The following is a 25,770-nucleotide window of genomic DNA, read 5'->3' as shown; positions in this document are numbered from 1 at the left end:
TTCAACTGCCCGGCGAATGTGCATGGCGTGTGCACAGGATTTTGCGATGCGGAATGGTTGTGGCGTCTTTCGGGGCGTTTAGGGTTTCTTGTTGCGCATTTTAAGAGAAATCGTGTTACGTCTCGGCAATATGAATGCCACGTTCACAACGCGCTGTGCAGCCGGGCGCCAGTCTGCCCACCGTTTCAGCACGCTAACCCCACGACAATCCTGAAAGAACAGTGGGCAGGCGCCCGTCGCGGTGAAACGCGGCGGAAAGCGGGACGGGCGGATGGCGCGGCACCGCCCAGTGACCGTTGGCATGGCTTTTGATGAGGGCAGGGAACAGGGACGGTCATGACGGGGGACAAGACGATGAGCATGGCGGGCACCGATCTCTTCGAGCTGTCGCGGGGCGTGCTGGATGTGGCGTCGAAAAAGGTGTCCTTGATCGAGGACATCACCCGACGCACCAAGATGCTGGCGATGAACGCCCTGATCGAGGCGGCGCGGGCGGGGGACGCCGGGCGCGGCTTCGCCGTGGTCGCCAACGAGGTCTCCGAGATCTCGACCCAGGTGAACAGCATCACCAAGGAGCTGCGGTCGGAGATCGTCGCCCGGGTCGATCACCTGACCACCACCGGCAGCGCCATGGTGCAGGAGATGCACGGCAAGCGGCTGGCCGACCTGTCGCTCAACATGATCGAGATCATCGACCGCAACCTGTACGAGCGTTCCTGCGATGTCCGCTGGTGGGCGACCGACAGCGCCGTGGTCGATTGCGCCGCCGATCCCAGCGAGGAGGCGCGCCGTCACGCCTCGCGCCGGCTGGGCGTGATCCTGGAATCCTACACCGTCTACCTCGACCTGTGGATCGCCGACCGCAACGGCAACGTGATCGCCAACGGCCGGCCCGACCGCTACCCCGCCGCCCGCGGCGCCAACGTGTCGGACGAGCCGTGGTTCCGTCAGGCGCTGGCCACCCGCAACGGCGGCGAGTTCACGGTGGGTGACGTCGCCCGCAACCGTTCGCTGGATGACCGCGTCGTCGCCACCTACGCCACCGCGATCCGCCGCAACGGCGAGGCGGACAGCGACGCGATCGGCGTGCTCGGCATCTTCTTCGACTGGGAGCCGCAGGCGGCGGCGGTGGTCGAGGGCGTGCGGCTGGAGGCGGGGGAACGGGAACGCTCGCGCTGCCTGCTGCTCGACGCGCGGCATCGGGTGATCGCCTCGTCCGACGGGCGCGGCCTGCTGACCGAGACGGTGACGCTGAAGCGCGGCATCGGCACGATGGGCCATTACACCGACGACAAGGGCCGGCTGGTCGGCTACGCGCTGACCCCCGGATACGAGACCTACAAGGGGCTGGGCTGGTACGGCGTCATCGTCCAGGAGCGCTGACGACCGAAGGCGGTCGCCTTGACCCACAGGGCCGGGATACACTCCCGGCCCTGTTCCGTTTGGGGGTTATTGTCATGCCCGATCAACGCCTGACCGTCCGTCGCGAAACCTTTCCGATCCGCGGCGCCTTCCGCATCTCGCGCGGGGCCAAGACCGAAGCCGCGGTGGTGGTGGCCGAGGTGACCGATGGCGGCCATCGCGGCCGTGGCGAATGCGTGCCCTACGCCCGCTACGGCGAGAGCGTCGACGGCGTGGTCGCCGCGCTGGAGGCGATGGCGGACGCGGTTGCCGGCGGGCTGGACCGCGAGGCCCTGGCGGCGCGGATGCCGCCCGGCGCCGCGCGCAACGCGCTGGACTGCGCGCTGTGGGACCTGGAGGCCAAGCGCACCGGCGTTCCGGCATGGCGCTTGGCCGGGTTGGCCGAGCCGCCGGGGCCGCTGGTCACCTGCTACACGCTGAGCGTCGACGAGCCGGCGGCGATGGCGGCGGCGGCGCGCGAGCGGGCGCCGCGCCATCCGCTCCTGAAGATGAAGCTGACGGGGGAGGGTGACCTCGACCGCGTCCGGGCGGTCCGCGCCGCCGCGCCGGCCGTGCGGCTGGTGGTCGACGCCAACGAGGGCTGGACGCTCGACCAGCTCCACCGATTCGCGTCGGTGCTGGCGGAGCTGGGGGTGGAGATGATCGAGCAGCCCTTGCCCGCCGGCCAGGACGAGGCGCTGCGCGGCGTCGCCTGCCCGGTGCCGCTGGGCGCCGACGAATCCTGCCACGGGCTGGAGTCGCTGGACCGGCTGCGCGGGCTCTATCAGGTGGTGAACGTCAAGCTGGACAAGACCGGCGGCCTGACCGAGGCGCTGGCGATGGCGCGCGCCGCCCATGGCCTGGGGTTCGAGGTGATGGTCGGCTGCATGGTGGCGACCTCGCTGGCCATGGCGCCGGCGATGCTGGTCGGGCAGGGCGCCCGTTACGTCGATCTGGACGGCCCCCTGCTGCTGGCGCGCGACCGCGAGCCGGGGCTGGTCTATGACGGCGCCCTGGTCCAGCCGCCGACCGCGGCGCTGTGGGGGTAGGTGGGTGAAAGCTCCCCTCTCAGCCCCCTCTCAGCCGCCCTGCACGTAGGGCGGCGGCGGGGTGCCGACCGAGGCGGGGACGTAGGGCGGCTCGGACAGGCCGTTGACCTTGGCGGCCATCACGAAGTCGTTCTCGTGCAGGCCCTTGATCTTGTGGGTCCAGAACGCGACGTTGCAGTGGCCCCAGCCATACCGGATCTCGGCATGGTGACCCTCCAGCTCGCAGAGGTTGCCGACCTGGGTGGCGAAGGCCTGGGCCTGGGCGAAGTCGGGGAAGCGGAAGTCGCGTTCGATCCGGTCGGGGTCTTCCTTCAGGACCCAACCCGGCACCTGGACCAGATAGGACGCGGCCATCGCGCGGTCCATCGGCGGCACCCCGCCGCGGCAGGGCTCGCAGCTCCTGGCGGCCAACTCCTGCGGTGTCATCCTGCTCTCTCCCCTGTTGGTCGGATGGGCGGTCTCAGCTAGAACCCTGGGCTGGAACCACGCCTAGAAGCTTGGGTTCGCAGGGGCGGTTCGGCAAGTCCGGCTCCCCGCTTGCCCCTCATGCCCCCGCTATTCGGAACCATATCAATGACCGACAGCCCGCCCGCCGCCATCCGGCCCGACCTGCCCTTCGCCGATTACCAGTTCCCGACCAAGCCGGCGGCCGGGCCGCGGCTCGCCATCGTCGGCGAGGCGCCGGGGGCGGAGGAGGCCAGGCTCGGCCGACCCTTCGTCGGGCGCAGCGGCAAGCTGCTGGACGAGTCGCTGGCCGCGGTGGGGATCGAGCGGGCGGAGTGCCTGGTCGCCAACGTCTTCCGCTACCAGCCGCCCGGCAACAAGGTCGGCCACTTCTTTTCCTCGCGCGCCCGCGCCCGCAAGGAGGGGCGGGAGATCGACGAGCGCTGGGGCGCCTTCGGCACCTCCGACCGGCTGCTGGCCGAGTTCACCGGCGAGATCGAGCATCTGCGGACCACGCTGGCCGATTTCCGCCCGTCGGTGATCGTGGCACTCGGCCGCACCCCGACCTGGGCGTTGACCGGCGAGAACGGCATCCTGCAACTGCGCGGCACCGTGCTGCCGTGCCGGCTGGTGGAGGGGGTGGAGGTCGTGCCAACCTTCCACCCCAGCTACCTGCTGCGCGGCCAGCTGGTCGAGCAGCCGACCTTCCTGGCTGACCTGCGGCTGGCGGTTTCCCGACTGTCCCGCTAGGTCTCATTCCGCCGGCAGCAGGCGCCAGATCGTGGTCTCGCGCGTCTCGCGGTCCTCCAGCTCCAGCGAGGTCGGGACGGTGTAGGTCGCGACCCGCTCCAGCCCGCCGGCGGGGACATAGGCGCGGCCGGGGTCGCCCAGCAGCACCAGCGCGCCGGTGGCGGCGACGCCGCGCAGCCAGCCGGTCACCCGGTCGGCCATCGGCTTCTCGTAACAGACGTCGCCGGCCAGAACGACGTCGATTCCCGGCAGATCGCGGCCGACGAGGTCGGCGCTGACCGCCTTCACCTCCACCCCGTTCGCTTCGGCGTTCAGCGCGATGGCGGCCAGCGAGAAGCGGTCGATGTCGCAGGACTGCACCCGCGCCGCGCCGGCTTTGGCCGCCGCGATCCCGACCAGCCCGGTGCCGGCGGCGAAGTCGAGCACCGACTTGCCGGCGACCAGCTCCGGCCGGTCGAGCAGCAGGCGCGCCACCGCCTGTCCGCCCGGCCAAGCGAAAGCCCAGTAGGGCGGTGGCAAATTTGTGGCGGCCAAGGTTTCCTCCGTCGCCTGCCACAGAGGTGTGACTTCGGTGGCAAGATGAAGCCGTAGTTCCGGCAGCAGCGGGGTGGTCGTCAGCGTCGTGTTGTCGCGGACGAAATCTTGCGGAGATGCGTTGTTCATACGAGGATTCCCAAGGGACTCCGCTGTTGGAGGGATGACCGTCGGCGGCTTATGAATGTTACATAATTCAAACGGTGTAGACACAGGCGGAAACCCGTGTTACCCGTTCCTCAAGGGAAAACTGAGCAATTGGGGGAATCATGCGGCAGAGGGGAACCGCCATCGGCCTTTCGTTTGCGGCTTTGATCGCGCTGAGCCCCCTTACCGTGTCGACGGCCGCCGCACAAGACGGCGATTGCGTGCGCACGGTCCGTTCGATTTCCGACTTCACCATACGCGGCGACGCCTGGACCTGGTGGGATCATGCCGCCGGCCAGTATGACCGGGAGCATCGCCCCGCCGTCGGCTCCGTCCTCGTCTTCAAGCGCACCGGCCACATGCGCCGCGGCCATGTCTCGCTGGTCAGCGCGGTCATCGACCGCCGCACCATCGAGGTGGACCACAGCTGGATCGACGGTGACGGCCTGCGCCGCGGCATGAAGGTGGTCGACGTTTCCAAGAACAACGACTGGTCGGCCGTCCGCGTCTGGCACGAGCCGACCGAACAGCTGGGCTTGCGCGTCTACACCGCCTACGGCTTCATCCTGCCGGAAGGCGAGGAGGACAGCCAGTCGCGCAGCAGCCGCACGCTCGACGCCGGCGATCGCGGCATGGACCGCGGCTTCACCGTGTCCCCGAAGGGTCGCGGCGCGGCGCCCGCCAGCCCCCGCATCGTCGAGGCGTCGCTGCACCCGCAGAAGGCGCTGAGCGTCACCGTCCCGGGCCGCAAGCCCCAGACGCTTGCTCCGACGCTGACCGCCTCGCACACCCCGCAGAAGCCGCTGCGCCTGGACGTCGCGGTGCTGCCGCCGCGCAAGCCGGGTGGCCACCACAGCGCCGCGCCGGCCGAGGCCGAAGTCGCCTCGCTCCCCGCGCCGCGCACCGTGACCCCGCCGCGCAAGCCGGGCTCGACCAGCGCCGTCGCCCAACTCGCCGACCACGACGAACGCTGACGCACGGTTCCGGGGCGCGGCGAACCCGCCGCCGAAGCGGGCGGGCTCTAGCCCCGCCCCGTTCAGAGCTTTCCGGCCAGGATCGCCGCCAGCACCAGCCAGCCGAACCAGCGGTTCGACTTGAACATCCTCAGGCAGTCGTTCTGATCGTCGGGCCGCCAGGTCGCGACCTGCCACGCCAGTTGCAAGGCGGCCAGCGACAGCACCGGCAGGAACAGACCGCCCAAGCCGGCGAGTCGCCCGGCGATGCCGATCCCGACATAGGTCAGCGTGTAGAAGCCGTAAATCCAGATCTTGCTGGCGTCACCCAGCCGCAAGGCGGTGGACTTCACGCCGATGCGGGCGTCGTCTTCCTTGTCCTGGTGGGCGTAGATGGTGTCGTAGCCGAGCGTCCAGGCGACGCCCGTCACATACAGCGCCACCGCCGGCCAGCCCAGATCGTCCCGCACCGCCGCCCAGCCCATCAGGGCGCCCCAATTGAAGGTCAGGCCCAGAAAGGCCTGCGGCCACCAGGTGATCCGCTTCATCAGCGGGTAGGTGAAGACCAGCGCCAGCGACAGCACGCCCAGCTCGATCGCCGTCATCCCCAACTGCAGCAGCACCAGCAGCGACAGCAGAAGCTGCAGGGCCAGGAAGACCAGCGCCTGGCGCACCGACACCTGGCCCGACGGGATCGGGCGGGAACGCGTGCGCTCCACCATCGCGTCGAACTTGCGGTCCAGGATGTCGTTGACGGTGCAGCCCGCCCCCCGCATCAGCACGGCGCCGACCGCGAACAGCGCCATCAGCCCCAGCAGCGCCGGCCAGTCACGCAACGGGTGCGGCATGGCCAGCGCCACGCTCCACCAGCAGGGGAACAGCAGCAGCCAGGTTCCGATCGGACGGTCGAGCCGCGCCAGCGTGACGTAAGGACGCAAGGGGCCCGGCACGGAGCGTGCGATCCAGCCGTCCCGGCGGATGTCGGTGAAGCCGGGATCCGGAATGGTAGGACCAGACGAGGCTGTGGGCATGACGGCGGCGCTTTCGCTGTGCTATGGAAAGGGCGTAAAACGGATAGGCGGACGCGGCGGGGCGAAGGTATCGGGCCTTCACCGAAGCGGCAAGCTCAGGAAAGCGAACATACTGGGGAATTCGGGTCGCGTCGCGGCGTCCGGACAACCAGTTGAAATTGCATTCCAGGGACTTGCGCGCGCCAAAATCGTACCAATAGTTTTCCATCACCACAACCGCAGCGACCAGCAGCCCTCGATGGACATGAGCACACATCCAGACCGTTTCGCCGTCGTGATCGACGACGAGTCCATCATCCTGGCCGGCATGGAAATCATGCTGGACACCTGGGGCTATCAGGTGCTGGCCGCCGAGGACGTCGACACCGTCCTGGAGCGCTTGCCCGGTGCGCCGGTGCCGGACGTCATCCTGTCCGACTACCGCCTGCGCGACGGCTGGTCGGGCATCACCGCCGTCCGTGCCGTCCGCGAGGCCTGCGGCGCCGCGGTGCCGGCGATCATCCTGACCGGCGACACCGGGACCGAGCTGATCGCCGCCGCCAAGGCGGAGCAGGTGACGATCCTGCACAAGCCGGTGCAGCCCGTCGATCTGCGCCGCCACATCGACGCGCTGGTCGCCCCGGTCAAGGGCTGAGCGTTTCGTCCGCGCCCCGGTTCATCACCCCGAACTTGATCGGCCGACGTTGACCTGCTGACGGGACCACGGCGCCCGGCTATAGTCGGCGCCGCGTTGCGGAGACCGACAGCCATGGCCGACCACCCGATCAAGACCCGCCTGTTCGTGGACAGCCCGCTGGCCGATGGCCAGTCGGTCGGGCTGGACCATGAGCGCGCCCACTTCCTGCGCCATGTGCTGCGGCTCGACCGCGGCGACTCGGTCGCGGTGTTCAACGGCCGCGACGGCGAATGGCGCGCCGCGATCGACGGCTTCGGCAAGGGCTGGTGCTCGCTGACGGTGGCGGAGCAGCGGCGGCAACAGGACACGACTCCGGACCTGTGGTTGGTGTTCGCGCCCTTGAAGAAGGGGCGCATCGACTTCGTCGCCGAGAAGGCGACCGAGATGGGGGTGTCGCGGCTGTGGCCGGTCTTCACCCGCCGCACCGATCCCAACCGGGTCAACCTGGACCGTCTGCGCGCCAACGCGGTGGAGGCGGCCGAACAGTGCGAGCGGCTGAGCGTGCCGGAGATGGGCGAACCGCTGCCGCTGGACCGCGTGCTGGCCGGCTGGCCGGCCGACCGCAAGCTCTACCTGTGCGCCGAGGCGGGGAACGCCCGGCCGATCGCCGAGGTGCTGAAGGACGCGCCCGCCGGGACCGCTTCCGGACCGGCGGCGCTGCTGGTCGGACCGGAGGGCGGCTTCGACCAGTCGGAACTTGACGAACTCGTCAAACTCCCCTTTGTTGTACCGGTGGGATTGGGTCCGCGCATCCTGCGGGCCGACACGGCGGTGGTGGCGGCGCTGGCTTGCTGGCAGTCCTTGGCCGGGGACTGGACTGCCGGGGGAAGCGACCGGCGTCCGCCTTTCCGCGCGCCGATCCCTTCACCGGCCGACTGAACGGCCGTCCTCCGTCCACTTCCCGCGAGAGACAGCATGTCCGCACCCCCGACAACGCGCGGCGAACCCATCACCGACCGCCGTCAACTGGTGGCCTATCTCGAATCCGGGTCCAAACCGGTGTCGGACTGGCGCATCGGGACGGAGCACGAGAAGTTCGCCTACCGCACCTCCGACCTGCGGCCGCTGCCCTATGACGGGCCGGACGGCATCCGCGAACTGCTGACCCGCCTGACCCGCTTCGGCTGGACCCCGGTGGAGGAGAACGGCAACATCATCGCGCTGGTCCAGGGCATGGCCAACATCACGCTGGAGCCGGGCGGCCAGGTCGAGCTGTCCGGCGCCCCGGTGGAAACCCTGCACCAGACCTGCGCGGAGGTGCACAGCCACCTGCGCCAGGTGAAGGAGGTCGGGGCCGAGCTGGGCATCGCCATGATGGGGCTGGGCTTCCAGCCGAAATGGCGGCGCGACGACATCCCCTGGATGCCCAAGGGCCGCTACAAGATCATGCGCGACTACATGCCGAAGGTCGGCTCGCTCGGCCTCGACATGATGACGCGGACCTGCACCGTGCAGGTCAACCTGGACTTCGCCTCCGAAGCGGACATGGTGAAGAAGTTCCGCGTGTCGCTGGCGCTCCAGCCGATCGCGACGGCGCTGTTCGCCATGTCGCCCTTCACCGAGGGCAAGCCGAACGGCTTCCAGAGCTTCCGCAGCCACATCTGGACCGACACCGATCCCGACCGCACCGGCGACATCCCGTTCGTCTTCGAGGACGGCTTCGGGTTCGAGCGCTACGTCGACTACCTGCTGCAGACGCCGATGTATTTCGTCTACCGTGACGGGACCTACATCGACGCCGCCGGCCAGTCCTTCCGCGACTTCATGGACGGCAAGCTGCCGGCGCTGCCCGGCGAGGTGCCGCTGCTGACCGACTGGGCCGACCACACCACCACCGCCTTCCCGGAAGTGCGGCTGAAGAAGTATCTGGAGATGCGCGGCGCCGACGGCGGGCCGTGGCGCAGCCTGTGTGCCCTGCCGGCGCTGTGGGTCGGGCTGCTTTACGATCAGGTGGCGCTGGACGCGGCGTGGGATGTGGTGAAGGACTGGACCACGGCCGAACGCGCCCATCTGCGCGCCGAAGTTCCGCGGTCGGGGCTGCACACGCCGTTCCGTGGCCGCACCGTGCGCGACGTGGCGTTGGAGGTGGTGGCCATCGCCCGCGACGGCCTGGTCCGCCGCGCCCGCAACGACAATTGGGGCGACGACGAGAGCCATTTCCTCGACACGCTCCAGGACATCGCCGAACGCAACCGCAGCCCGGCCGACGAGCTGCTGGAGAAGTTCAACGGCCCCTGGGGCGGCAGCGTCGACCCGGTGTTCAAGGAATACGCGTACTGACGAAGGAGAATGGGGGCCTTGCCAGAGCGAGGCCCCCGTTTCCCTTCCGTCGTTTACGCCGCCACCGGCGCGTGGGTGATGCAGCTCTTGGAGCACACCTTCGAGCAGCTTTCGCAGCCGATGCAGTTGGCGGCGGTCTCGACCGTCATGATCTTCTTCTCGGCCTCGTCGTCAAAGGCGTCGACGATGTCACCGTCCTCGGTGATGCCGATCATGTTGAGCACACCGCGGCCGCAGACCTTGAAGCAGCGGCCGCAGCCGATGCATTGCTTCTGGTCGATCGATTGGACGAATTTCGGGGTCCAGCTCTGACCACCGCGGGTGGTGCCGGTCAGGAAGTCTGCCATGGGATGCTCCTATCGGGGGCGGGCGCCTAAGCTGTTGGTGAAAGAATGCCGGCGACGGGAAATCAGGCCTGCTCCAGCGCCTTCAGCGCGGCGCGCTTTTCGGTCAGCGTCCGGTAGGCGTCGAAGGCTTCCTGCGCGACGGTCAGGATGGACTGCCAGTTCTGCGGGAGTTCCTCCGACAGGTCGTGCAGATCCATCTTCTTCTGCGTCGCGCGGGCGTTCAGCTTCTTGATCTCGTCTTTCAGCGCGTCGATGTCGCTCATGCTCGCAATCCCAGGATTCAGAGGTTCGCGACCTCGGGGTAGGTCTTGATCAGCGCCACCGCGTCCTCGACCAATTTGGCGCCGTCGGCGGCGAGCTTTTCGGCGGTCGGGAAGCCGAAGCGGTGGACGTCGCGCAGGGTCTTCGACACCACGACCAGCCGGCCGGTGGTCAGGACCATGCGGCCGAAGCCCTCGTGGCTCATCTTCATCATCGGCGAGGCCATCAGGCCGGTCTGCTTCTCCACCATCAGGCCGACCGCCTTGTAGAACAGCTCCAGCCGCCACAGCGTGTCGGGATCGGGGTCGCCGATCATCGGGATGGCGGCGCGCGCCTCCTTGTCGAGGATGAAGGGGGCGAGCAACTCCTCGTCCGCCTTGCCCTCCCAGGCGCCATAGCTGTCCTCGGCGCGGAACAGCAGGACCAGCGTCTTGATGAACTGGTCGGCGATGGTGATCTCGGCAACCTCGGCCATGCTCTCACTCCTCCTCGTCGAAATTGAGTTCCTGGGGTTCGCCCAGCGCCTTGCGCAGCCAGGGCGGCGGGCTGCCGTTCAGCGTCTCGACCAGCTTGTCGAGCAGGGCGGGGATGGCTTCGGTCGCCTCGACCTTCACCGGGTGGATCTTCTTGGCCACCACGCGGGCGGCGGCCGACGCGCCGATGGCCGACAGGTAGAGGATGGCGACGTCGGACAGGGCGTCGAGCTTCGGCACCAGCTTGTCCTCATTGCCGTCCTCGAACATCGAGCCGCCGAACTGGAAGGTTTCCAGCAGGGCGTGGCCCTGGCGGTCGACCTGATAGACGGCGATGTTCTTGGCCCAGCCGAAATGCGCATCGACGTGCTGCATGTCCTGGGTGCAGAAAGCGACCTTCATCGATCCTCCTTTGGTCGGCCGGGTGGCTTGCACCACGCTCAGCCGGCGTTGCATCCGCATGATCCGCCTCCGCAGCCGTGGGCGTCCTCCCCATGGGGTTCGGCACCGTGGCCGGGGCCATGGGCGGGGCCGTGGGGGGCGTGATGGTCGTGGTCCATTTCGCGGGACAGGAACAGGTTGCCGACCTCGAACAGCAGCTCGCGCGTGCCGCGGTAGCCGACATGGACGCGCAGGCCGGCGCCCAGCCGATCGAACAGCGGCAGGCCCATGCGGTGCAGCGGTACGCCGATCCGCGCCGCCCCCTGCCGCCCGTGCGAGTTGGAAATGATCAGGTCGGCGTCGCGCGCCAGCGTCTCGACGTCGGAATGGTCACCGACCATGACGGTGGCGGCGGTCAGCCGCTCCAGCACCGGGCTCTGCGTCGGCGAGACCGCGGCGATCACCTCGGCCCCCATGTCGGCGAGGAAGCTGGTGACCGTGTAGAGCAGGTCCGGTTCCAGCGCGACGGCGATGCGCTTGCGGCTGAAGAAGAAATGCCCGTCCAGCATGGCGTCGACCAGGCTTTCGCGCTGGCGGCGCAGCCGGGCCGGGGCCGGCCGGCCGGAGATCTCGCCCAGCAGGCGGACCAGCTTGTCGGACGCCTCCAGCCCGGTCAGCCGGCTGAAGAAGTGCGAGGGCACGTCGGTCTTCAGCTCCAGCGCGTTGCCGGCGATCCGCATGTGCTCGCCCACCACGATGGTGGCGACCGACGCGCCCATCGAGCGGATCTGTTCCACCGACACGCCGCCCAGCGAGGTGGCGGTGAAGTCGGAGGGCTGGCGGCCGACCATCGACAGCGACAGGTCGGGCAGGAAGATCGGCGACAGGCCGAAGCCTTCGATGATGTCGCGCAGTTCCTCGACGTCGCCGGGCGACAGGTGGCTGCCGGCCAGCACGTTGATCTGCGACTTGACCACCACCGGCGACGGTTCGACCAGCCGGTCGACCATGGCGGTGACGGCGGCGGCGAAGCCGTCCTCGAAGCCGCCGGCGAAGTCGGGGGTGTTGGCAAAGACCAGCGCGGTGTCGGCCAGCCCGGGGTTGCGCTGGCGGAACAGCGTGTACTGCCCGGCCATGTCCTCGCCCTTGGTTTCGGTCACGCCGGTGGTGGCGACGCCGATCATGGCCGGCTTGTTGCGCTCCACGATGGTGCGGAGCGCCTGTTCGAGATTGTCGTAGCCGCCGAGGATGGTGGAGACCTGGTCCATCGCCGTGGTCTGCAGCGGGATCGCCTCGCGGAAATGGCGGACCAGCAGCACCAGCCCGAAGGCGGTGCAGCCCTGCGAACCATGGAACAGCGGCAGACAGCGGTCGACGCCGAGATAGGCGAGCGCCGCGCCCAGCGGCTGGCTCATCTTCAGCGGGTTGGTCGAGGCGGCCTTGGCGGCGGAGGGGAAGCGCTGGATGTGCGACATCGCCGTCACTCCGCAGCCATGGTGGGGGCCATGGTGGGGGCCGTCAGGGCGGGGGACACTGCCGATTCCCACGGCGCGGCCAAGCGGACCTGCCGCCAGATCGGGTTGGACAGCGTCTTGTCGATCTCCTCGCACAGGTTGACGATGCCGTCATAGCCGGCGTAGGCGTGGTGGCGCTCCTGGTTGATGTCGAGCCAGGGAACCTTGGCCTTCAGCGAGATGAACTGCGACCGGCCGCCGGACATCATGATGTCGGCCTGCGATTCGGCCAGCATCTTGTGGATGTCGCGCGGCTTCAGGTCGTCCCACTGGTGGAACTCGTCGCCCTTCATCTTCTTGATGCGCTCCTTGTCCTGCGGCGTCGACTTCTTGGTCGAGGTGCCGAGGATGGTCAGCCCGGCGCCTTCCAGCGCGCTGACCATCGACCAGCTCTTGACGCCGCCGGTGAACAGCAGGACGCGCTTGCCGTCGAAGCGCGGCTTGTAGGGTTCCAGCCGGCGCCAGACCCGGCTTTCCTCGCGGGCGATCACGCCCTCGGCTCGGTCGATCAGGCTCTTGTCGGCGCCGCGTTCCACCAGCATGCGGGTCATGGTGCGCAGGGTGTCCGACATGTCGGAGACGCCGTAGAAGGAGCCCTCGAAATAGGGGATGCCGTAGCGCTCCTCCATCTTGCGGCCGACATTCACCAGCGCCTGGCTGCACACCATCATGGTGACGCGGGCGCGGTGGGCCTGCGCCACCTCCTGGTAGCGGCCGTCGCCGGAAATGCAGGACAGCAGGCGGATGCCGATCTCGTCGAGCAGCGGCTTGACCAGCCACAGCTCGCCGGCGAGGTTGTACTCGCCGATGATGCAGACATCGGTCGGGGTGGTGTGGTCCGGCTCCACCGTGCCGATGACGTGGTCGAGCAGCGCCTCGCCGGCCAGCTTGTTGCCGAGATTCTTGGAGCCGACGAAGCCGGGGGCGTCGACCGGGATCACCGGCTTGCCCAGCTTCTGCGACGCGAACTTGCAGACCGCGGCGATGTCGTCGCCGGTCATGGCGGGCACGCAGGTCTGATAGACGAAGACGGCCGGTGGGTCGTACTGCTGCACGATCTCCTTGATGGCGCGGTACAGCTTCTTCTCGCCGCCGCCGATGACGTCCAGCTCCGACAGGTCGGTGGTGAAGCCGGTGCGGTAGAGCTGCGAGCCCGAGGATTTGGAGCCGCGGTTGTCCCACGAGTTGCCCAGGCAGGCGATCGGGCCATGCACCAGATGGGCGGCGTCGGCGATCGGCTGCAGCACGATCATCGCGCCGTCATAGGCGCAGCCGCCGGCGGCGGCCCCCGGCTTCAGGGATTTGGTGCAGCCCTTCTTCTTCTCCTTGGCCGACTTGGTCTGATTGGTCGCGCAGCCCGGTTCGTTGAAGACGTCCTGGATCTTGTCCTGGAGCATGCCCGCTCTCCCATCCTGGCGCCGGAAATGGCTCTGCGGAGGGGTGATGCAGGGGGCGTGCCAGACCGTAAATCCCTGATATGGAACGATTGTCGGATTCGCGGGGGCTGTCCGATAGCTGACAATCACGGGGAGCGGGCGGGGCGGTTGTCGGGTGTCGCACAGGATTGCGCGCCGGGAATGGCGTTTGGCCGGCGGGGGTGCCGCAGGATGCCGTGCTATGGTCCGTATCACGCTCACGCGCCGGATGTCCGTGCGCCGGATGTCGTGCAGAGACAGGTTCGGATGATCAGATCGGTTGGTTGGCGGCGCCCTTACGGGTGTGCCGTCGCAGCGTTGTTGAGCTTTGCCACGGTTCCGGACGCGTCGGCCGCGCCGGGCGCGTCGATTGTGCTGACGCAGGAGCCCGGCAGCCAGATCGGTGTGCTGTGCCGTTTCCTCGACCCCGACGAACGCCCGATCCCGCCGGAGGCTGACACCCTGTGCGTCGCCGCCGGCGACCTTGTCGCACGCAAGGTGGCCGGCCATGGCAGGGCGGTGGTGCGCCTGGGGCTGCGCGCGGTTGCCAGCCCGGACGCCGAACCATCGGAGGAGGCGCTACCGCCGATCGACGGGCCGATCCTGCTAGTGGTGATGGAAGGGCGGCCGGACTGGACCGGCACGGCGCACCCCCGCCTGCTGCTGCGCGCGCGCCCGGTGCGCAATGGCATGGCGGCGCCCAGCGTCGGCCTGCCGCCGGTGTCGGTGGATTTGGCCGGCGACGGCTGGCAAGGGCGGGCGGACACCGCGCTGGAGCGGGTCATCGGCTTCGCCCTGCGGGACGGCTGACCGGGGGAAGCGCCGACGCAAAAAGACCGGAGAGCGCCGTTGCGGGCGCCCTCCGGTTTTGCGAGTGGCCGGCGGGGACGGGGGGATGGGCACCCCGGACCCGCCGGTTGGGCTGGAAGCGAGCACCGCTCGCGATCAGCGGATCAGGTCGAACGAGTAGTCGGTCTGGCCGACGATGTTGGTGTTGGCATCGATGTCCTCGAAGATCCGGTCCAGGATGCGCACCAGCACGTTCAGCGCGCCCTGGTAACCCCAGGTCGGGTAGCGGTGGTGGTGGTGGCGGTCGAAGATCGGGTAGGTCAGGCGGATCAGCGGAACCTTGGTGTCGCGCTCCAGATACTTGCCGTAGCTGTTGCCGATGATGTAGTCCACCTTGTCGGTGAAGATCAGCGAGCGCAGGTGCCACAGGTCCTTGCCGCCGTAGGCCGCACCCGACGCGCCGAACGGCGAGCCGTCCAGCACCTTCTGGACCTGCTTCTCCCACTTCTTGGAGCCGGAGGTCGACAGGATGTGCACCGGCTCCGCACCCAGTTCCAGCAGGAAGCGGGTCATGCCGAGGCAGAAGTCCGGGTCGCCGTAGACCGCGAAGCGCTTGCCGTGCATGTGGGTGTGGCTGTCGGCGATGGCGTCGACCAGACGGCCGCGCTCCAGCTTCAGGCTGGCCGGCACCGGCTTGCCCGACAGTTCCGCCAGCTTCAGCAGCAGCTCGTCGGTGGCGGTGACGCCCATCGGGTAGTTGAACTTGGCGACTTGCTGGCCCTTTTCCTTGCAGAACTGCAGGGTCTGGGTCGTGTTGTACTCCTGCATCGAGATGGTGGCCTTCGCGTGCAGGGCCGCCTTGGTGTCCTCGATGGTGGTGCCGCCGTCATACATGCGGTACTCGCCATCCATCGGCGTGTCGAAGTTGTCGGACACGTCCGACAGGATCGTCAGGTCGATGCCGAACTGGGCGGTGATGCGCTTCAGCTCGCGGTTGTTGCCGACGGCGAAACCGTCGAAGCCCGGGATCAGGTTGATCGTTTCCGTCTTGGGCGTGTCGAGGTTTTCCGACGAGCCCCAGAAGTTGGTCAGGATCCCCTTGATCATGTTGTCGTAGCCGACGATGTGGCTGCCGACGAAGGCCGGGGTGTGGGCGTAGGGGACCGGGAAGTCCTGCGGCACACTGTCCTTGTTCTTCGCGTTGGAGATGAAGCCCTGCAGGTCGTCGCCGATGACTTCGGCCATGCAGGTGGTCATCACCGCGATCATCTTCGGCTTGTAGAGCGTGTAGGCGTTCGCCAAGCCGTCGATCATGTTGTTGAGGCCGCCGAACACCGCCGCGTCTTCGGTCATCGACGAGGACACCGCCGAGTTCGGCTCCTTGAAGTGACGGGTCAGGTGGGTGCGGTAATAGGCGACGCAGCCCTGCGAACCATGGACCAGCGGCAGGGTGCCTTCGAAGCCCTGGGCCGCGAACATCGCGCCGATCGGCTGGCAGGCCTTGGTCGGGTTGATGACGACCGCTTCACGGGCGAAGTTTTTTGCCTTGTAGTCCTCGGACTTGGTCCATTCGGAAACGCGGGCGACCTCTTCGTCGGAATGGCCGTACTCGAACTCACTCTTCTTCTTCTCGAACATCGCCTTGTATTCAGGCTGACGGAAGAGAGTGTAGTGATCGAGGACCTTGTCGGCGCTCTGCGAAAGCTTGTCGGACATTCTCAAATTCTCCTGTTCCAGAGGCCGATGGTCAGAACGGGGCCTTCATGACACCCCAGACGGGGTTGTTGATGGCCAGGTCCATGTCGCGGGCGAAGATCGCGAAGCCGTCGTAGCCGTGATACGGGCCGGAGTAGTCCCAGCTGTGCATCTGGCGGAACGGCAGGCCCATCTTCTGGAACACGTACTTTTCCTTGATGCCCGACGCGACGAGGTCGGGACGGATCGCCTCGACGAACTTCTCCAGTTCGAACGCGGTGACGTCGTCGTAGATCAGCGTGCCTTCCTTCACATAGTGCTGGGTGCGCTGATAATCGTCGTTGTGGGCGAACTCGTAACCGGTGCCGACGATTTCCATGCCGAGGTCATGGTAGGCGTCGACGACGTGGCGGGGGCGCAGGCCGCCGACGTAGATCATCACCTTCTTGCCTTCCAGGCGGGTGCGGTACTTCGCGATGACCGCGTCGACCATCGGCTGGTAGCGGGCGATGACCTGTTCCGCCTTCTCCTTGATGCTGTCGTCGAAGAGGGCGGCGATCTTGCGCAGGGATTCGGCGATCTGGCTCGGGCCGAAGAAGTTGTATTCCATCCAAGGAATATTGTACTTCTCTTCCATGTGCCGCGCGATGTAGTTCATCGAGCGGTAGCAGTGGATCAGGTTGACCTTGGCCTTGGGCGTGTTTTCCAGCTCGGCCAGCGTGCCGTCGCCCGACCATTGGGCGATCACGCGCAGACCGATCTCTTCAAGCAGGATGCGGGAAGACCAGGCGTCGCCACCGATGTTGTAGTCGCCGATGATGGTGACGTCATACGGGGTGGAGACGAAGTCGGCCTTCGGCGTGGTCTTCTCGAACACCCAGTCGCGGATGGTGTCGTTGGCGATGTGGTGGCCCAGCGACTGGGACACGCCGCGGAAGCCTTCGCAACGGACGGGGATGACCGGCTTGCCGATTTCCGCCGACTTGGCGCGGGCGACCGCCTCGATGTCGTCGCCGATCAGGCCGATCGGGCATTCCGACTGGATCGAGATGCCGTTCACCAGCGGGAACAGGTCGTTGATTTCCTCGATGACCTTGTGCAGCTTCTTGTCGCCGCCGAAGACGATGTCCTTCTCCTGGAAGTCGGAGGTGAAGTGCATCGTGCCCCAGCTGTCCACACCGGTGTCGCCGATGTAGTAGTTGCGGCGGCCGGACCAGGAGTAGTAGCCGCAGCCGACCGGACCGTGGGAGATGTGGATCATGTCCTTGATCGGACCCCACACCACGCCCTTGGAACCGGCGTAGGCGCAGCCACGGATGGTCATGACGCCGGGGATGGACTTGACGTTCGACTTGACGCCGCAATCCTTGGCCTCGGCCTCCAGCACGTTGATGTGCTTGGCGCGGCGCTTGCGGGTCTTTTCGGGATAGGCTTCGAGGACTTCGTTGACCAGGTTCTTCACGTCGACCGTGGTGTTCTCGGACAGGCTCATCGCCGGCCTCCTGCTTGATTCATCGCGCCCTGCAGCGCGGGACCGAGCCCCTCCCTCCCTCGCGGACGTCCTCATCTTTATGAAGAAAAGGGGTCACGTCATGACGGGGCTGGGGAAAAGGGCCAGTGTTCAGGCGGTCCCCCCCACCCGCAGGCGGGGGGGCCGGTAGGCAACCGTCGCTACGCCCGAGATCAGGCGCCGGCCTTCGCCGCTTCCTTGGCGGCCAGCTCGGCGAGCTGCTGCTCCTCGGTCTTCATGATGCCGAAGTCCATCAGCATCTCTTCCAGCTCTTCCATCGTGATCGGGGTCGGGACGCAGCCCTGGCCCGAGTTGTTGTGGATCTTGCTGGCGAGCTGGCGGTATTCCTCGGCCTGCTTGCTTTCCGGGGCGTACTCGATGACCGTCATGCGGCGCAGCTCGGCGTGCTGCACGATGTTGTCGCGCGGCACGAAATGGATGAGCTTGGAGCCCAGGCGCTTGGCCAGCGCGTCGGCCAGGTCGATTTCCTTGTCGGTCTGACGCTCGTTGCAGATCAGGCCGCCGAGGCGCACGCCGCCGCTGTGGGCGTACTTCAGGATGCCCTTGGCGATGTTGTTGGCGGCGTACAGCGCCATCATCTCACCGGACATGACGATGTAGATTTCCTGGGCCTTGTTCTCGCGGATGGGCATCGCGAAACCGCCGCAGACCACGTCGCCCAGCACGTCGTAGGACACGTAGTCCACGTCGTCGTAGGCGCCGTTCTCTTCCAGGAAGTTGATCGAGGTGATGACGCCGCGGCCGGCGCAGCCGACCCCCGGCTCCGGACCGCCGGACTCGACGCACTTGATGTTCTTGTAGCCGGTCTTCAGAACGTCCTCGAGTTCCAGATCCTCGACCGAACCGGCCTCGGCGGCCAGATGCAGGACGGTGTCCTGGGCCTTTGCGTGCAGGATCAGGCGGGTCGAGTCGGCCTTCGGGTCGCAGCCGACGATCAGGATTCTCTGACCAAGATCGACCAGCGCGGCCAGCGTGTTCTGCGAGGTGGTGGACTTGCCGATACCGCCCTTGCCGTAAAAGGCGATCTGACGCAGAGGCGCTTTGCTCATGGGGTGTCGCTCCTGTGCTTGGGTCGAGGAAGTGTGCTTCGGAACTCGTTGCGGCCGGTTCGTGGCCGCTTCGGTTTCCATGGATTGCACGACCCGTGCCAGAGCTTTCGAATTGATCAAACTATTGATTTATAATGATAATATTGATTGGAACCGAGTATCCGGCCTTTGTCGGGGTCCTGACACACACGACAAAGCCCGACATTTTGTCGGGTCTTTCCCGCGGCCCGACCGGCCGATGCCGAAATCGAGACCTCTGGCCTCGCGTCCGCCGGCCTCAGCCCTGCGGTTCGCCCAGCGCTTCCGCCGCGACGACGATGCGCAGCGCCAGTTCTTCCACCGCCTCGTCGCGGTTCATGTCGTAGAGCAGCTGCGCCAGCAGCCGGCCGCGGGCGAGCAGGCGGCGGGCGAGGGCCGGGTCGGCGGGACGGGCCAGCAGGACATCGACCAGCCGCTCGCCGGTCACGCGGGACAGCGCGTCGGCGCGTTCGATCAGACGCTGCTTCAGCGTGTCGACCGCGGCGGGACGGCCACTGTGGGTCAGGTCGGCGCAGAAGTGATGCAGGCTGCGCAACTGGCGCAGCAGCGCCGCGAACAGCAGGTCGTCCAGCTCGCCGCCGGCGGCGGCCTTTCCGACAAGATCGAACAATGTGTCGGAAAGTCGCCACGCCGCCGACAGCCAGTCGTTCATCGCCTTGCGGTCGGCCGGTTCGACGAAGGGGCCGGACTCCTCCTTGGTCTCCTCCTGGTCGTCCAGGTTGCGCAGGGCGATGACGATCAGCCCGTCGGCCTGGGCCAAGGTGGCGAGGCTGGCGTGCAGCGCCTTCAGCCCGCGGTCGGCGACGAAGCCCTCGATCGCCTCGGTGGCGCGGCGCAGGGAATAGCGGGCGAGCCGGCGCGCCTGGTAGACGACGTCCTGCAGCGGCCCGCCGGCGCCCAGCGCGTCGAGCACCATCCGCCGCACCTCGAACCGCAGCAGGGCGCGCGCCAGCCGGTCGATGCCGCCGACATCGACCGGGCGGCTGTCGCGGGTCAGGGCGTCGGCGGTGGCGCGGGCGTCGGTCTCGATCGCCGCGACCACCGCCTGGAGATGGCCCTTGCCGCCGCCGCGCAGCCGCCCGACCAGCGCCCGCATCGCCTCCGCCAGATCGACGGCGCTGGGCAGCGCCCCGTCCGGGCTGTCCTCATGGTCGCTGCGGCCGGCGACCAGACGGTCGATCAGATGGTCGCGGACACCGGGCAGCAGCACGTCGGTGACGATCTGACCGACTGGCCGCAGCAGGGCGTCGAGCATCCGCCCCGGCGGTTGCCCGGCCATGCCGGCCAGCGGGTTGACCGGCTTCGGCACCAGCCGTGGCCGGTGCGGTTCCAGCAGTTCCAGCACGGCGTCGCCGCGCACCGGCGTGATGGTGCCGCGCAGCATCTGCGCCAGCCGGAGCGCCGTCCGCGCCTCGTTCACGCCGCGCGGCGGGCGGCTGTCGGGGTAGGTTGGGGGTGGAACTGCGGGTGGTGTCGCCAGGGGGCGGGCAGGCGCCGGGGTGGCGCGGCGGCGCTGGCTGTCATCGTACTTGGTCGGCCAGAAGGCCATGCGGGTGCCGCCGGATCGTAAGCGTCGCTGTACTGAGTATGGGTGCCGTCCGGGGTGGCTTCAAACGAACAATGTTGGGACATGCGGCGCCGCGCCCGCGTGCCAGCCACCGCATGACGCTTGGCACCCGGCCGTTTCCGCATTATCCATAAAATAAGTAGTGGCATTTCGGCGGAGCGGCCGGCGTGGCGGGCAGTGGGGTGGATGTGGCGGTGATGCGGGATGCGAACGGACGGGTGGTCGATCCGGATTCGCCGCTGGCGCTCCGTGCCCACCGCGCCAACCTCGTCAATGTGCCGGCGGCGGTCCTGTGCAGCGAGGGCTACAACGCCGAGCCGCGGCGCCTGCGCATCGGCGCCACCCGCAGCGAGCACGCCGCCCTGTTCGAGGCGCTGGACGAATGCCGCGACGCGCGGACCGCGTCGGACGTCTTCCAGCGCCATATGGCGTCGGTGTTCGGCGTGAACCCGGATTTTTCCGGGTCGGAGGGGCCGGACGGCAGGCGGCGTTTCCGCGCCAGCTACCTGCGCCTGCTGAAGGGCTGGCTGTTCGACAGCAACCGGGCGGAGGGGGCGGTGCTGAAAGGCTGGGTGGAGAGCCGTTTCGGCCTGCTGCCGACCTTCCACCGCGAACCGATCCGCCGCTTCGCCTCCGACGCCTGGGCGGCCTATGGCGAGGACAAGCAGTCGACCCGCTTCCACAACAACAACATCCACCTGCAACTCGACCTGCTCTACGAGTTCTGCCAATGGACGATCCGCCGCGGCTGGCCCGACGCGCCGATGCCCAACTGGGCCTCGCACATCCGGCTGTACCGCGGCGTCAACGATTTCGAGGAACACCACATCGTCGCCCGCCCCGACAAGCGGACGGCGGTGCTGCGGCTGAACAACCTGTGCTCCTTCTCGATCAACCGCGACATCGCCGGCCAGTTCGGCGACTACATCCTCGACGCCTGGGTGCCGTTGTCCAAGGTCGTCTTCTTCCGCGACATTCTGCCGCGCTACCCATTCCAGGGCGAAGGGGAGTATCTGGTGATTGGCGGGGATTACCGGGTGGGTGTGTCGCTTCTCTGACAACCTCACGTCCGGCGGCGGCCCTCTATGGCCGAACCGGGCCCACCAGGAAAGGGCGGGCTTAGCGCCCCCATGGCATGACCGATCCGACCAACCGACCGCCCCCGAGCCTCGCGCCCCCCAGCCTTACGTCCCCGGGCCTCGCGCCGATCCGCCTCACGCCCGAGATCCGATCCAGGGCGCTGGGCGCCTATCTCGGGCTCGCCTGTGGCGATGCGCTGGGCGCCACCGTGGAATTCCTGACCAAGGGCGAGATCGCCCACCAATATGGCGTCCACAAGCACATCAAGGGCGGCGGCTGGCTGAAGCTGCCGGCCGGGCAGGTGACCGACGACACCGAGATGTCGCTGCATCTCGGCCGCGCCATCCTGTCCGGCCCGGAGTGGGACGCCCGCCGCGCCGCCGAGGAGTTCGCCATCTGGCTGAAGTCGGTGCCGGTCGACGTCGGCGACACGACGCGCCGCGGCATCCGCCGCTTCATCATGCACGGCACGCTGGAGGAGCCGGAATCGGAGTACCACGCCGGCAACGGGGCGGCGATGCGCAACCTGCCGGTGGCGCTGGCCACGCTGGGCGACGAGGCGGCGTTCGCGCGCTGGTCGGTCGAGCAGTCGCGCATCACCCACTGCAACGGGCTGTCGGATTCCGCGGTGCTGGCGCTGGGCCGGATGGTGCAGCGGCTGGTGCTGGGCGGCGGCATCGTCGCCGCGCGGGAGGAGGCGAACGCCCTGATCGCCAAGCACCGCCAGTTCAAGTTCGAACCCTACCGCGGCCTGTCCACCGCCTTCGTCGTCGATACGGTGCAGACGGTCTTCCATTATTACTTCCAGACCGACTCGGTCGAATCCTGCGTGGTGGAGACGGTGAACCAGGGCGGCGACGCCGACACCACCGGCGCCATCGCCGGCATGCTGGCCGGCGCCACCTACGGCGTGGAGTCGATCCCGCCGCGCTGGCTGCGCAAGCTGGACCGCAAGGTCCACGACGAGATTTGTCAGCAAACCGAGGCGCTGCTCGCCCGCGCGCCGCTGTTCCAGGGAGAGTGACCGATGGCCGACGTGACCTTCTTCGAGAAGCCCGACTGCGGCGGCAACGCCCGGCAGAGGGCGCTGCTGGCGCAGGCCGGCCACCGGGTGACCGCCCGCGACCTGCTGAGCGAGCCGTGGACCGCGGCGACGCTCCGCCCCTTCTTCGGCGACCGCCCGGTGGCCGACTGGTTCAACCGCGCCGCCCCGGCGGTGAAGTCGGGCGCGGTGGCGCCGGAGGCGCTGGACGAGGCGGCGGCGCTGGCCGCCATGCTGGCCCAGCCGCTGCTGATCCGCCGCCCGCTGATGCAGGTCGGCGACCGCCGGGAGTGTGGTTTCGAGACCGACCGGGTGGACGCCTGGATCGGGCTGGGCATCGCGCCGGGTGGCGTGCCGGCCGCCGGCACGATGGAGGGGTGCCGGCGGCCCGACATGCCGCCGTGCCCGGCGCCCGAGGCGAAGGCCTGAGCGACCCCGGCCGAGGTGCCCGGACCGTTCGGCCGTTCCCGCTTGTGCCCAGCCATGCGAGCCGTTATCACGCTGGCCATTCGCATGTTTCGACCAGCTAAGGTGCCGTGGTGAAGATCCTGTGCGTGATCCCGCATTTCTACCGCCCGAAAGCCGGGCATACGGCGGGTGGGAACAACTCCAACGACATCAGCCGGAAAGCGGAACGCATCGCCGTCCTCGGTGAAACCATCAGCGCCTTCCATCAGCTCTACGGAAACCGGGTGGCCGGCCTCGACCACTGGCGCAAGGTCGCGTGGCAGGCGGCCTCGCCGCACAGCTGCGAGGTCGACGTGGTGGTCTGCACGCTGGGTGACGACCACTTGCTCGATGCACTGGAAATAAGTCCTGTCCTCTATCGGCGGGTGAAAATAAACGATGGGTTCTCGCCCAGCCAGCTCGGTTTCACCGCTCACATGGTGATGCGGGAATTTGCAGGCCGGTATGACTGGTATTGCTATGTTGAAGACGACGTCGTGATGACCGACCCGCTGTTCTTCCGGAAGCGGGCATTGTTCGATGCCGAATTCGGCCCTGAAGCCTTGTTGCAGCCCAACAGGTTCGAAAACAACTCTCCGTTCGGCTACAAGGTCTACCCCGACTACATACTTGGAAGCCCTTGGACCAAGCCGTTTCAGGATCTTTCCGATCGGCCGGATTTGACTCTGGAGTTTCTTGGGGAACCTGTCCGTTTCGAACGCACCTCGTACCCATCGGCCGGGAGTTTTTTTCTGAACGCGGCGCAGCTTGAACGATGGCTCTCGCACCCGGCGTTCCTCGACATGGATGAGTCCTTCCTGGGGCCGCTCGATTCGGCGGGGATCCTGTCGGTCATGAAGACGTTCCGGGTCTACAAGCCGGTCCTGGACCACGCGCCCTTCCTTGAGGTGAAGCATGGGTCCCCCCGCTGGGCGCCCACGGTCGGGCTGGAGGACCGCCCGGTGATCGCCCGAACGCAACCCTTTGCCGATCTTCCGGACCACGCTCACGAAGACGAGGACAGGCAGCCGGACGATGCGGCGGTCGCCCCGAACTGAGACGGGCTGTCCGCCGCGGCGCCCTTGTCGCTCTGGGCCACCGCCACCGCAAAAACGTGACGTTCCGCCCGGCCTGTCGTAGCTTGTCCGACCAAACGCGACGACAAGCGGGACACGAGGACCACCATGTGCGAACTCCTGGGCATGAGCGCCAACGTGCCCACGGACATCTGCTTCAGCTTCGCCGGGCTGATGCGGCGGGGTGGGGAAACCGGGCCGCACCGCGACGGCTGGGGCATCGCCTTCTACGAGGGCAAGGGCTGCCGCACCTTCCATGACCCGGCCCCCAGCAGCGAGTCGGAGATCGCCCGGCTGGTCAGCCAGTATTCCATCAAGTCCTGCACCGTGATCTCGCACATCCGCCGGGCCAACCGCGGCCGCGTCGCGCTGGAGAACACCCACCCCTTCACCCGCGAGCTGTGGGGGCGGGTGTGGACCTTCGCCCACAATGGCCAACTGAAGGGCATCAAGGACCGCATCCTCACCTTCTACGAGCCGGTCGGCTCCACCGACAGCGAGCACGCCTTCTGCTGGCTGCTCGACCAGATCCGCATGCAGTACCCCGAGCCGCCGAAATCGACCGGCGGGCTGATGCGGCTGATCCGCCATCTGGCCGCCGACCTCGGCTCGCTCGGCGTGTTCAACATGCTGCTCAGCGACGGCCGCTTCCTGTGGTGCCATTGCGCCACCAACCTGGCGTGGCTGACCCGCAAGGCGCCCTTCGGCGCCGCGACGCTGGTCGACGCCGACATGAGCGTCGACTTCTCGCGGGAGACGACGCCGAACGACATCGTCACCGTCGTCGCCACCCGCCCGCTGACCCGCGACGAAGCCTGGACGGTGATGGAGCCGGGACGGATGGCGGTCTTCCGCAGCGGCCGGCTGGTGGCTTGACCGGGCGGTCGTGGGGCCGGGTCACCGCTGGCGGATTGTTGCTTCCAGAGAGACGATCTTTCGCGCACAGGCCGGCTTAACCGCTGGAAATCAAAAGAGCATCTTGGGCTTCAGAGATTGACCGGCAGCGATGGCAGCAACGATTGCCACCAGCGGCCGGCCGCAACCACCAAGAGGCTCCTCCCGTCATGACCACGATCCTGCACGTCGACTCCAGCCCGCTCGGCACCGCGTCCGTCACCCGCCAGTTGACCGCCTCCATCGTCGAGGCGCTGGTGAAGGCCGATCCGGCGGCCACCGTCGTGACCCGCGACGTCGCCGCCAACCCGCCGGCCCATCTGGACGGGGAACTGCTGCAGGTCGTCAAGCTCCGCAACCTGGAGGGTCTGAACGACCGCCAGCGCGACGAGCTGGCCCTGACCGACGCGCTGGTCGACGAGTTCCTGGCCGCCGACGTCGTGGTGATCGGCGCCCCGATGTACAATTTCTCGATCCCGACCCAGCTCAAGGCCTGGATCGACCGCCTCGCCCAGGCCGGCCGCACCTTCCGCTACACCGAGAAGGGCCCCGAGGGTCTGGCCGGCGGCAAGCGCGTGATCGTCGCGTCGGGGCGTGGCGGCGTCTACTCGACCAACCCGGCGCTGGCCGGCCTCGACCACCAGGAAGCCTACCTGCGCGCCGTGCTGGGCTTCTTCGGCATCACCGACGTGACCTTCATCCGCGCCGAAGGCATCGGCATGGGTCCGGAGGCCAAGGACAAGGCGCTGGCCGGTGCGGCGAAGGAGATCGAAGGGCTGCTGGTCGCGGCCTGAGGGGTTTGAGGGGCGGCTCCGATTGCCCCCTCCCTAACCCTCCCCCGCTTCGCGGGAGAGGGGATTGCCGCCGAACGCTGATAACGCTCTCGCCTCACCAAGCATCCTAAC

General features: G+C 67.8%; 27 protein-coding genes. 14 read left to right on the top strand and 13 right to left on the bottom strand.

What is annotated here, in order from left to right:
* Positions 1–336 precede the first annotated feature (336 nt).
* Both TSO352_RS13830 and dgcA read left to right on the top strand, forming a co-directional pair.
* A complete protein-coding gene (locus tag TSO352_RS13830; protein WP_247872088.1) occupies positions 337–1,383 on the top strand; it encodes a methyl-accepting chemotaxis protein in 1,047 nt (348 codons plus the stop codon).
* A gap of 74 nt (positions 1,384–1,457) precedes the next feature.
* Entirely contained in the window at positions 1,458–2,450 is a 993-nt protein-coding gene (dgcA, locus tag TSO352_RS13825; RefSeq protein WP_109107889.1) for an N-acetyl-D-Glu racemase DgcA, read from the top strand.
* A gap of 30 nt (positions 2,451–2,480) precedes the next feature.
* On the opposite strand, the gene TSO352_RS13820 is transcribed toward dgcA, so the two are convergent.
* A complete protein-coding gene (locus TSO352_RS13820) occupies positions 2,481–2,876 on the bottom strand; it encodes a 4a-hydroxytetrahydrobiopterin dehydratase (protein WP_109107888.1) in 396 nt (131 codons plus the stop codon).
* Positions 2,877–3,023: 147 nt separating this feature from the next.
* Between TSO352_RS13820 and TSO352_RS13815 the strand changes: the two genes are divergently transcribed.
* Positions 3,024–3,644: a uracil-DNA glycosylase gene (locus TSO352_RS13815; RefSeq protein WP_109107887.1), complete on the top strand. Its 621-nt coding sequence runs from the start codon at positions 3,024–3,026 to the stop codon at positions 3,642–3,644.
* Between the two features lie 3 nt (positions 3,645–3,647).
* Here TSO352_RS13815 and TSO352_RS13810 read toward each other — a convergent pair whose 3' ends face one another.
* A complete protein-coding gene (locus TSO352_RS13810; RefSeq protein WP_109107886.1) occupies positions 3,648–4,307 on the bottom strand; it encodes a 50S ribosomal protein L11 methyltransferase in 660 nt (219 codons plus the stop codon).
* A 239-nt stretch (positions 4,308–4,546) separates the two neighbouring features.
* Between TSO352_RS13810 and TSO352_RS13805 the strand changes: the two genes are divergently transcribed.
* On the top strand, positions 4,547–5,299 hold the full coding sequence (locus TSO352_RS13805) for a CHAP domain-containing protein (RefSeq protein WP_247872087.1): 753 nt from the start codon (positions 4,547–4,549) through the stop codon (positions 5,297–5,299).
* A 62-nt stretch (positions 5,300–5,361) separates the two neighbouring features.
* On the opposite strand, the gene ubiA is transcribed toward TSO352_RS13805, so the two are convergent.
* The gene (ubiA, locus tag TSO352_RS13800) at positions 5,362–6,309 is read right to left on the bottom strand and encodes a 4-hydroxybenzoate octaprenyltransferase (protein ID WP_109107884.1); all 948 of its coding nucleotides are present in this window, start codon (positions 6,307–6,309) and stop codon (positions 5,362–5,364) included.
* A gap of 244 nt (positions 6,310–6,553) precedes the next feature.
* Here ubiA and TSO352_RS13795 point away from each other — a divergent pair, with 244 nt between their 5' ends.
* The 3 genes from TSO352_RS13795 (at position 6,554) to TSO352_RS13785 (ending at position 9,265) form a co-directional block, all read left to right on the top strand.
* Positions 6,554–6,943, top strand: coding sequence for a response regulator (locus tag TSO352_RS13795; protein WP_247872086.1), 390 nt, complete (start codon positions 6,554–6,556; stop codon positions 6,941–6,943).
* A gap of 114 nt (positions 6,944–7,057) precedes the next feature.
* Positions 7,058–7,864 carry a 16S rRNA (uracil(1498)-N(3))-methyltransferase gene (locus TSO352_RS13790; RefSeq protein ID WP_109107882.1) on the top strand — a complete coding sequence of 269 codons (807 nt, stop codon included), beginning with the start codon at positions 7,058–7,060 and terminating at the stop codon, positions 7,862–7,864.
* A 36-nt stretch (positions 7,865–7,900) separates the two neighbouring features.
* Complete coding sequence (locus TSO352_RS13785) at positions 7,901–9,265, top strand: glutamate--cysteine ligase (RefSeq protein WP_109107881.1); 1,365 nt, start codon at positions 7,901–7,903, stop codon at positions 9,263–9,265.
* Positions 9,266–9,318: 53 nt separating this feature from the next.
* On the opposite strand, the gene fdxB is transcribed toward TSO352_RS13785, so the two are convergent.
* The 6 genes from fdxB to nifE form a co-directional block, all read right to left on the bottom strand.
* Positions 9,319–9,612 carry a ferredoxin III, nif-specific gene (fdxB, locus tag TSO352_RS13780; protein ID WP_109107880.1) on the bottom strand — a complete coding sequence of 98 codons (294 nt, stop codon included), beginning with the start codon at positions 9,610–9,612 and terminating at the stop codon, positions 9,319–9,321.
* Between the two features lie 62 nt (positions 9,613–9,674).
* Positions 9,675–9,875, bottom strand: coding sequence for a CCE_0567 family metalloprotein (locus tag TSO352_RS13775; RefSeq protein WP_109107879.1), 201 nt, complete (start codon positions 9,873–9,875; stop codon positions 9,675–9,677).
* A gap of 17 nt (positions 9,876–9,892) precedes the next feature.
* On the bottom strand, positions 9,893–10,348 hold the full coding sequence (locus tag TSO352_RS13770) for a NifX-associated nitrogen fixation protein (RefSeq protein WP_109107878.1): 456 nt from the start codon (positions 10,346–10,348) through the stop codon (positions 9,893–9,895).
* A gap of 4 nt (positions 10,349–10,352) precedes the next feature.
* Positions 10,353–10,808 carry a nitrogen fixation protein NifX gene (gene nifX, locus TSO352_RS13765; protein ID WP_247872085.1) on the bottom strand — a complete coding sequence of 152 codons (456 nt, stop codon included), beginning with the start codon at positions 10,806–10,808 and terminating at the stop codon, positions 10,353–10,355.
* Positions 10,787–12,202, bottom strand: a complete 1,416-nt coding sequence (gene nifN / locus TSO352_RS13760) for a nitrogenase iron-molybdenum cofactor biosynthesis protein NifN (protein WP_109107877.1) — start codon at positions 12,200–12,202, stop codon at positions 10,787–10,789. Before nifN ends, nifX begins: the two co-directional genes overlap by 22 nt.
* A gap of 5 nt (positions 12,203–12,207) precedes the next feature.
* On the bottom strand, positions 12,208–13,638 hold the full coding sequence (gene nifE, locus TSO352_RS13755; RefSeq protein WP_109107876.1) for a nitrogenase iron-molybdenum cofactor biosynthesis protein NifE: 1,431 nt from the start codon (positions 13,636–13,638) through the stop codon (positions 12,208–12,210).
* A gap of 339 nt (positions 13,639–13,977) precedes the next feature.
* Here nifE and TSO352_RS13750 point away from each other — a divergent pair, with 339 nt between their 5' ends.
* On the top strand, positions 13,978–14,466 hold the full coding sequence (locus TSO352_RS13750) for a hypothetical protein (protein ID WP_109107875.1): 489 nt from the start codon (positions 13,978–13,980) through the stop codon (positions 14,464–14,466).
* Positions 14,467–14,601: 135 nt separating this feature from the next.
* On the opposite strand, the gene nifK is transcribed toward TSO352_RS13750, so the two are convergent.
* The 4 genes from nifK to TSO352_RS13730 form a co-directional block, all read right to left on the bottom strand.
* Positions 14,602–16,161 carry a nitrogenase molybdenum-iron protein subunit beta gene (gene nifK, locus TSO352_RS13745; RefSeq protein ID WP_109107874.1) on the bottom strand — a complete coding sequence of 520 codons (1,560 nt, stop codon included), beginning with the start codon at positions 16,159–16,161 and terminating at the stop codon, positions 14,602–14,604.
* 31 nt (positions 16,162–16,192) lie between these two features.
* Positions 16,193–17,632 (bottom strand): nitrogenase molybdenum-iron protein alpha chain, encoded by a 1,440-nt coding sequence (nifD, locus tag TSO352_RS13740; protein WP_109107873.1) that lies wholly within the window; start codon positions 17,630–17,632, stop codon positions 16,193–16,195.
* A 191-nt stretch (positions 17,633–17,823) separates the two neighbouring features.
* Positions 17,824–18,720 (bottom strand): nitrogenase iron protein, encoded by an 897-nt coding sequence (nifH, locus tag TSO352_RS13735; RefSeq protein WP_109107872.1) that lies wholly within the window; start codon positions 18,718–18,720, stop codon positions 17,824–17,826.
* A gap of 277 nt (positions 18,721–18,997) precedes the next feature.
* Positions 18,998–20,308, bottom strand: coding sequence for a hypothetical protein (locus TSO352_RS13730; protein WP_109107871.1), 1,311 nt, complete (start codon positions 20,306–20,308; stop codon positions 18,998–19,000).
* A 215-nt stretch (positions 20,309–20,523) separates the two neighbouring features.
* Here TSO352_RS13730 and TSO352_RS13725 point away from each other — a divergent pair, with 215 nt between their 5' ends.
* From TSO352_RS13725 to TSO352_RS13700, 6 genes are all read left to right on the top strand, one after another.
* Complete coding sequence (locus TSO352_RS13725; RefSeq protein WP_109107870.1) at positions 20,524–21,384, top strand: NAD(+)--dinitrogen-reductase ADP-D-ribosyltransferase; 861 nt, start codon at positions 20,524–20,526, stop codon at positions 21,382–21,384.
* Positions 21,385–21,461: 77 nt separating this feature from the next.
* On the top strand, positions 21,462–22,430 hold the full coding sequence (gene draG / locus TSO352_RS13720; protein WP_247872084.1) for an ADP-ribosyl-[dinitrogen reductase] hydrolase: 969 nt from the start codon (positions 21,462–21,464) through the stop codon (positions 22,428–22,430).
* A 3-nt stretch (positions 22,431–22,433) separates the two neighbouring features.
* The gene (locus tag TSO352_RS13715) at positions 22,434–22,877 is read left to right on the top strand and encodes an ArsC/Spx/MgsR family protein (RefSeq protein ID WP_109107869.1); all 444 of its coding nucleotides are present in this window, start codon (positions 22,434–22,436) and stop codon (positions 22,875–22,877) included.
* A 110-nt stretch (positions 22,878–22,987) separates the two neighbouring features.
* The gene (locus tag TSO352_RS13710; RefSeq protein WP_146210762.1) at positions 22,988–23,953 is read left to right on the top strand and encodes a hypothetical protein; all 966 of its coding nucleotides are present in this window, start codon (positions 22,988–22,990) and stop codon (positions 23,951–23,953) included.
* A gap of 126 nt (positions 23,954–24,079) precedes the next feature.
* Complete coding sequence (locus tag TSO352_RS13705) at positions 24,080–24,847, top strand: class II glutamine amidotransferase (RefSeq protein WP_109107867.1); 768 nt, start codon at positions 24,080–24,082, stop codon at positions 24,845–24,847.
* 188 nt (positions 24,848–25,035) lie between these two features.
* A complete protein-coding gene (locus tag TSO352_RS13700; RefSeq protein ID WP_109107866.1) occupies positions 25,036–25,659 on the top strand; it encodes an FMN-dependent NADH-azoreductase in 624 nt (207 codons plus the stop codon).
* Positions 25,660–25,770: the final 111 nt, after the last annotated feature.

Source organism: Azospirillum sp. TSO35-2 (genome assembly GCF_003116095.1).
In the GTDB taxonomy this organism is placed as follows: Bacteria; Pseudomonadota; Alphaproteobacteria; order Azospirillales; family Azospirillaceae; genus Azospirillum.
Note: the sequence above shows the minus strand (reverse complement) of the source record. Positions and strands in the feature narration are given on the sequence as shown.

Bases quoted from the DNA above. Each gene is read 5' to 3' on its own strand.
- TSO352_RS13830 (WP_247872088.1), top strand. From the start codon at position 337: ATGACGGGGGACAAGACGATGAGCATGGCGGGCACCGATCTCTTCGAG.
- dgcA (WP_109107889.1), top strand. From the start codon at position 1,458: ATGCCCGATCAACGCCTGACCGTCCGTCGCGAAACCTTTCCGATCCGC.
- TSO352_RS13820 (WP_109107888.1), bottom strand. From the start codon at position 2,876: ATGACACCGCAGGAGTTGGCCGCCAGGAGCTGCGAGCCCTGCCGCGGC.
- TSO352_RS13815 (WP_109107887.1), top strand. From the start codon at position 3,024: ATGACCGACAGCCCGCCCGCCGCCATCCGGCCCGACCTGCCCTTCGCC.
- TSO352_RS13810 (WP_109107886.1), bottom strand. From the start codon at position 4,307: ATGAACAACGCATCTCCGCAAGATTTCGTCCGCGACAACACGACGCTG.
- ubiA (WP_109107884.1), bottom strand. From the start codon at position 6,309: ATGCCCACAGCCTCGTCTGGTCCTACCATTCCGGATCCCGGCTTCACC.
- TSO352_RS13795 (WP_247872086.1), top strand. From the start codon at position 6,554: ATGAGCACACATCCAGACCGTTTCGCCGTCGTGATCGACGACGAGTCC.
- TSO352_RS13790 (WP_109107882.1), top strand. From the start codon at position 7,058: ATGGCCGACCACCCGATCAAGACCCGCCTGTTCGTGGACAGCCCGCTG.
- TSO352_RS13785 (WP_109107881.1), top strand. From the start codon at position 7,901: ATGTCCGCACCCCCGACAACGCGCGGCGAACCCATCACCGACCGCCGT.
- fdxB (WP_109107880.1), bottom strand. From the start codon at position 9,612: ATGGCAGACTTCCTGACCGGCACCACCCGCGGTGGTCAGAGCTGGACC.
- TSO352_RS13775 (WP_109107879.1), bottom strand. From the start codon at position 9,875: ATGAGCGACATCGACGCGCTGAAAGACGAGATCAAGAAGCTGAACGCC.
- TSO352_RS13770 (WP_109107878.1), bottom strand. From the start codon at position 10,348: ATGGCCGAGGTTGCCGAGATCACCATCGCCGACCAGTTCATCAAGACG.
- nifX (WP_247872085.1), bottom strand. From the start codon at position 10,808: ATGCGGATGCAACGCCGGCTGAGCGTGGTGCAAGCCACCCGGCCGACC.
- nifN (WP_109107877.1), bottom strand. From the start codon at position 12,202: ATGTCGCACATCCAGCGCTTCCCCTCCGCCGCCAAGGCCGCCTCGACC.
- nifE (WP_109107876.1), bottom strand. From the start codon at position 13,638: ATGCTCCAGGACAAGATCCAGGACGTCTTCAACGAACCGGGCTGCGCG.
- nifK (WP_109107874.1), bottom strand. From the start codon at position 16,161: ATGTCCGACAAGCTTTCGCAGAGCGCCGACAAGGTCCTCGATCACTAC.
- nifD (WP_109107873.1), bottom strand. From the start codon at position 17,632: ATGAGCCTGTCCGAGAACACCACGGTCGACGTGAAGAACCTGGTCAAC.
- nifH (WP_109107872.1), bottom strand. From the start codon at position 18,720: ATGAGCAAAGCGCCTCTGCGTCAGATCGCCTTTTACGGCAAGGGCGGT.
- TSO352_RS13730 (WP_109107871.1), bottom strand. From the start codon at position 20,308: ATGGCCTTCTGGCCGACCAAGTACGATGACAGCCAGCGCCGCCGCGCC.
- TSO352_RS13725 (WP_109107870.1), top strand. From the start codon at position 20,524: ATGCGGGATGCGAACGGACGGGTGGTCGATCCGGATTCGCCGCTGGCG.
- draG (WP_247872084.1), top strand. From the start codon at position 21,462: ATGACCGATCCGACCAACCGACCGCCCCCGAGCCTCGCGCCCCCCAGC.
- TSO352_RS13715 (WP_109107869.1), top strand. From the start codon at position 22,434: ATGGCCGACGTGACCTTCTTCGAGAAGCCCGACTGCGGCGGCAACGCC.
- TSO352_RS13705 (WP_109107867.1), top strand. From the start codon at position 24,080: ATGTGCGAACTCCTGGGCATGAGCGCCAACGTGCCCACGGACATCTGC.
- TSO352_RS13700 (WP_109107866.1), top strand. From the start codon at position 25,036: ATGACCACGATCCTGCACGTCGACTCCAGCCCGCTCGGCACCGCGTCC.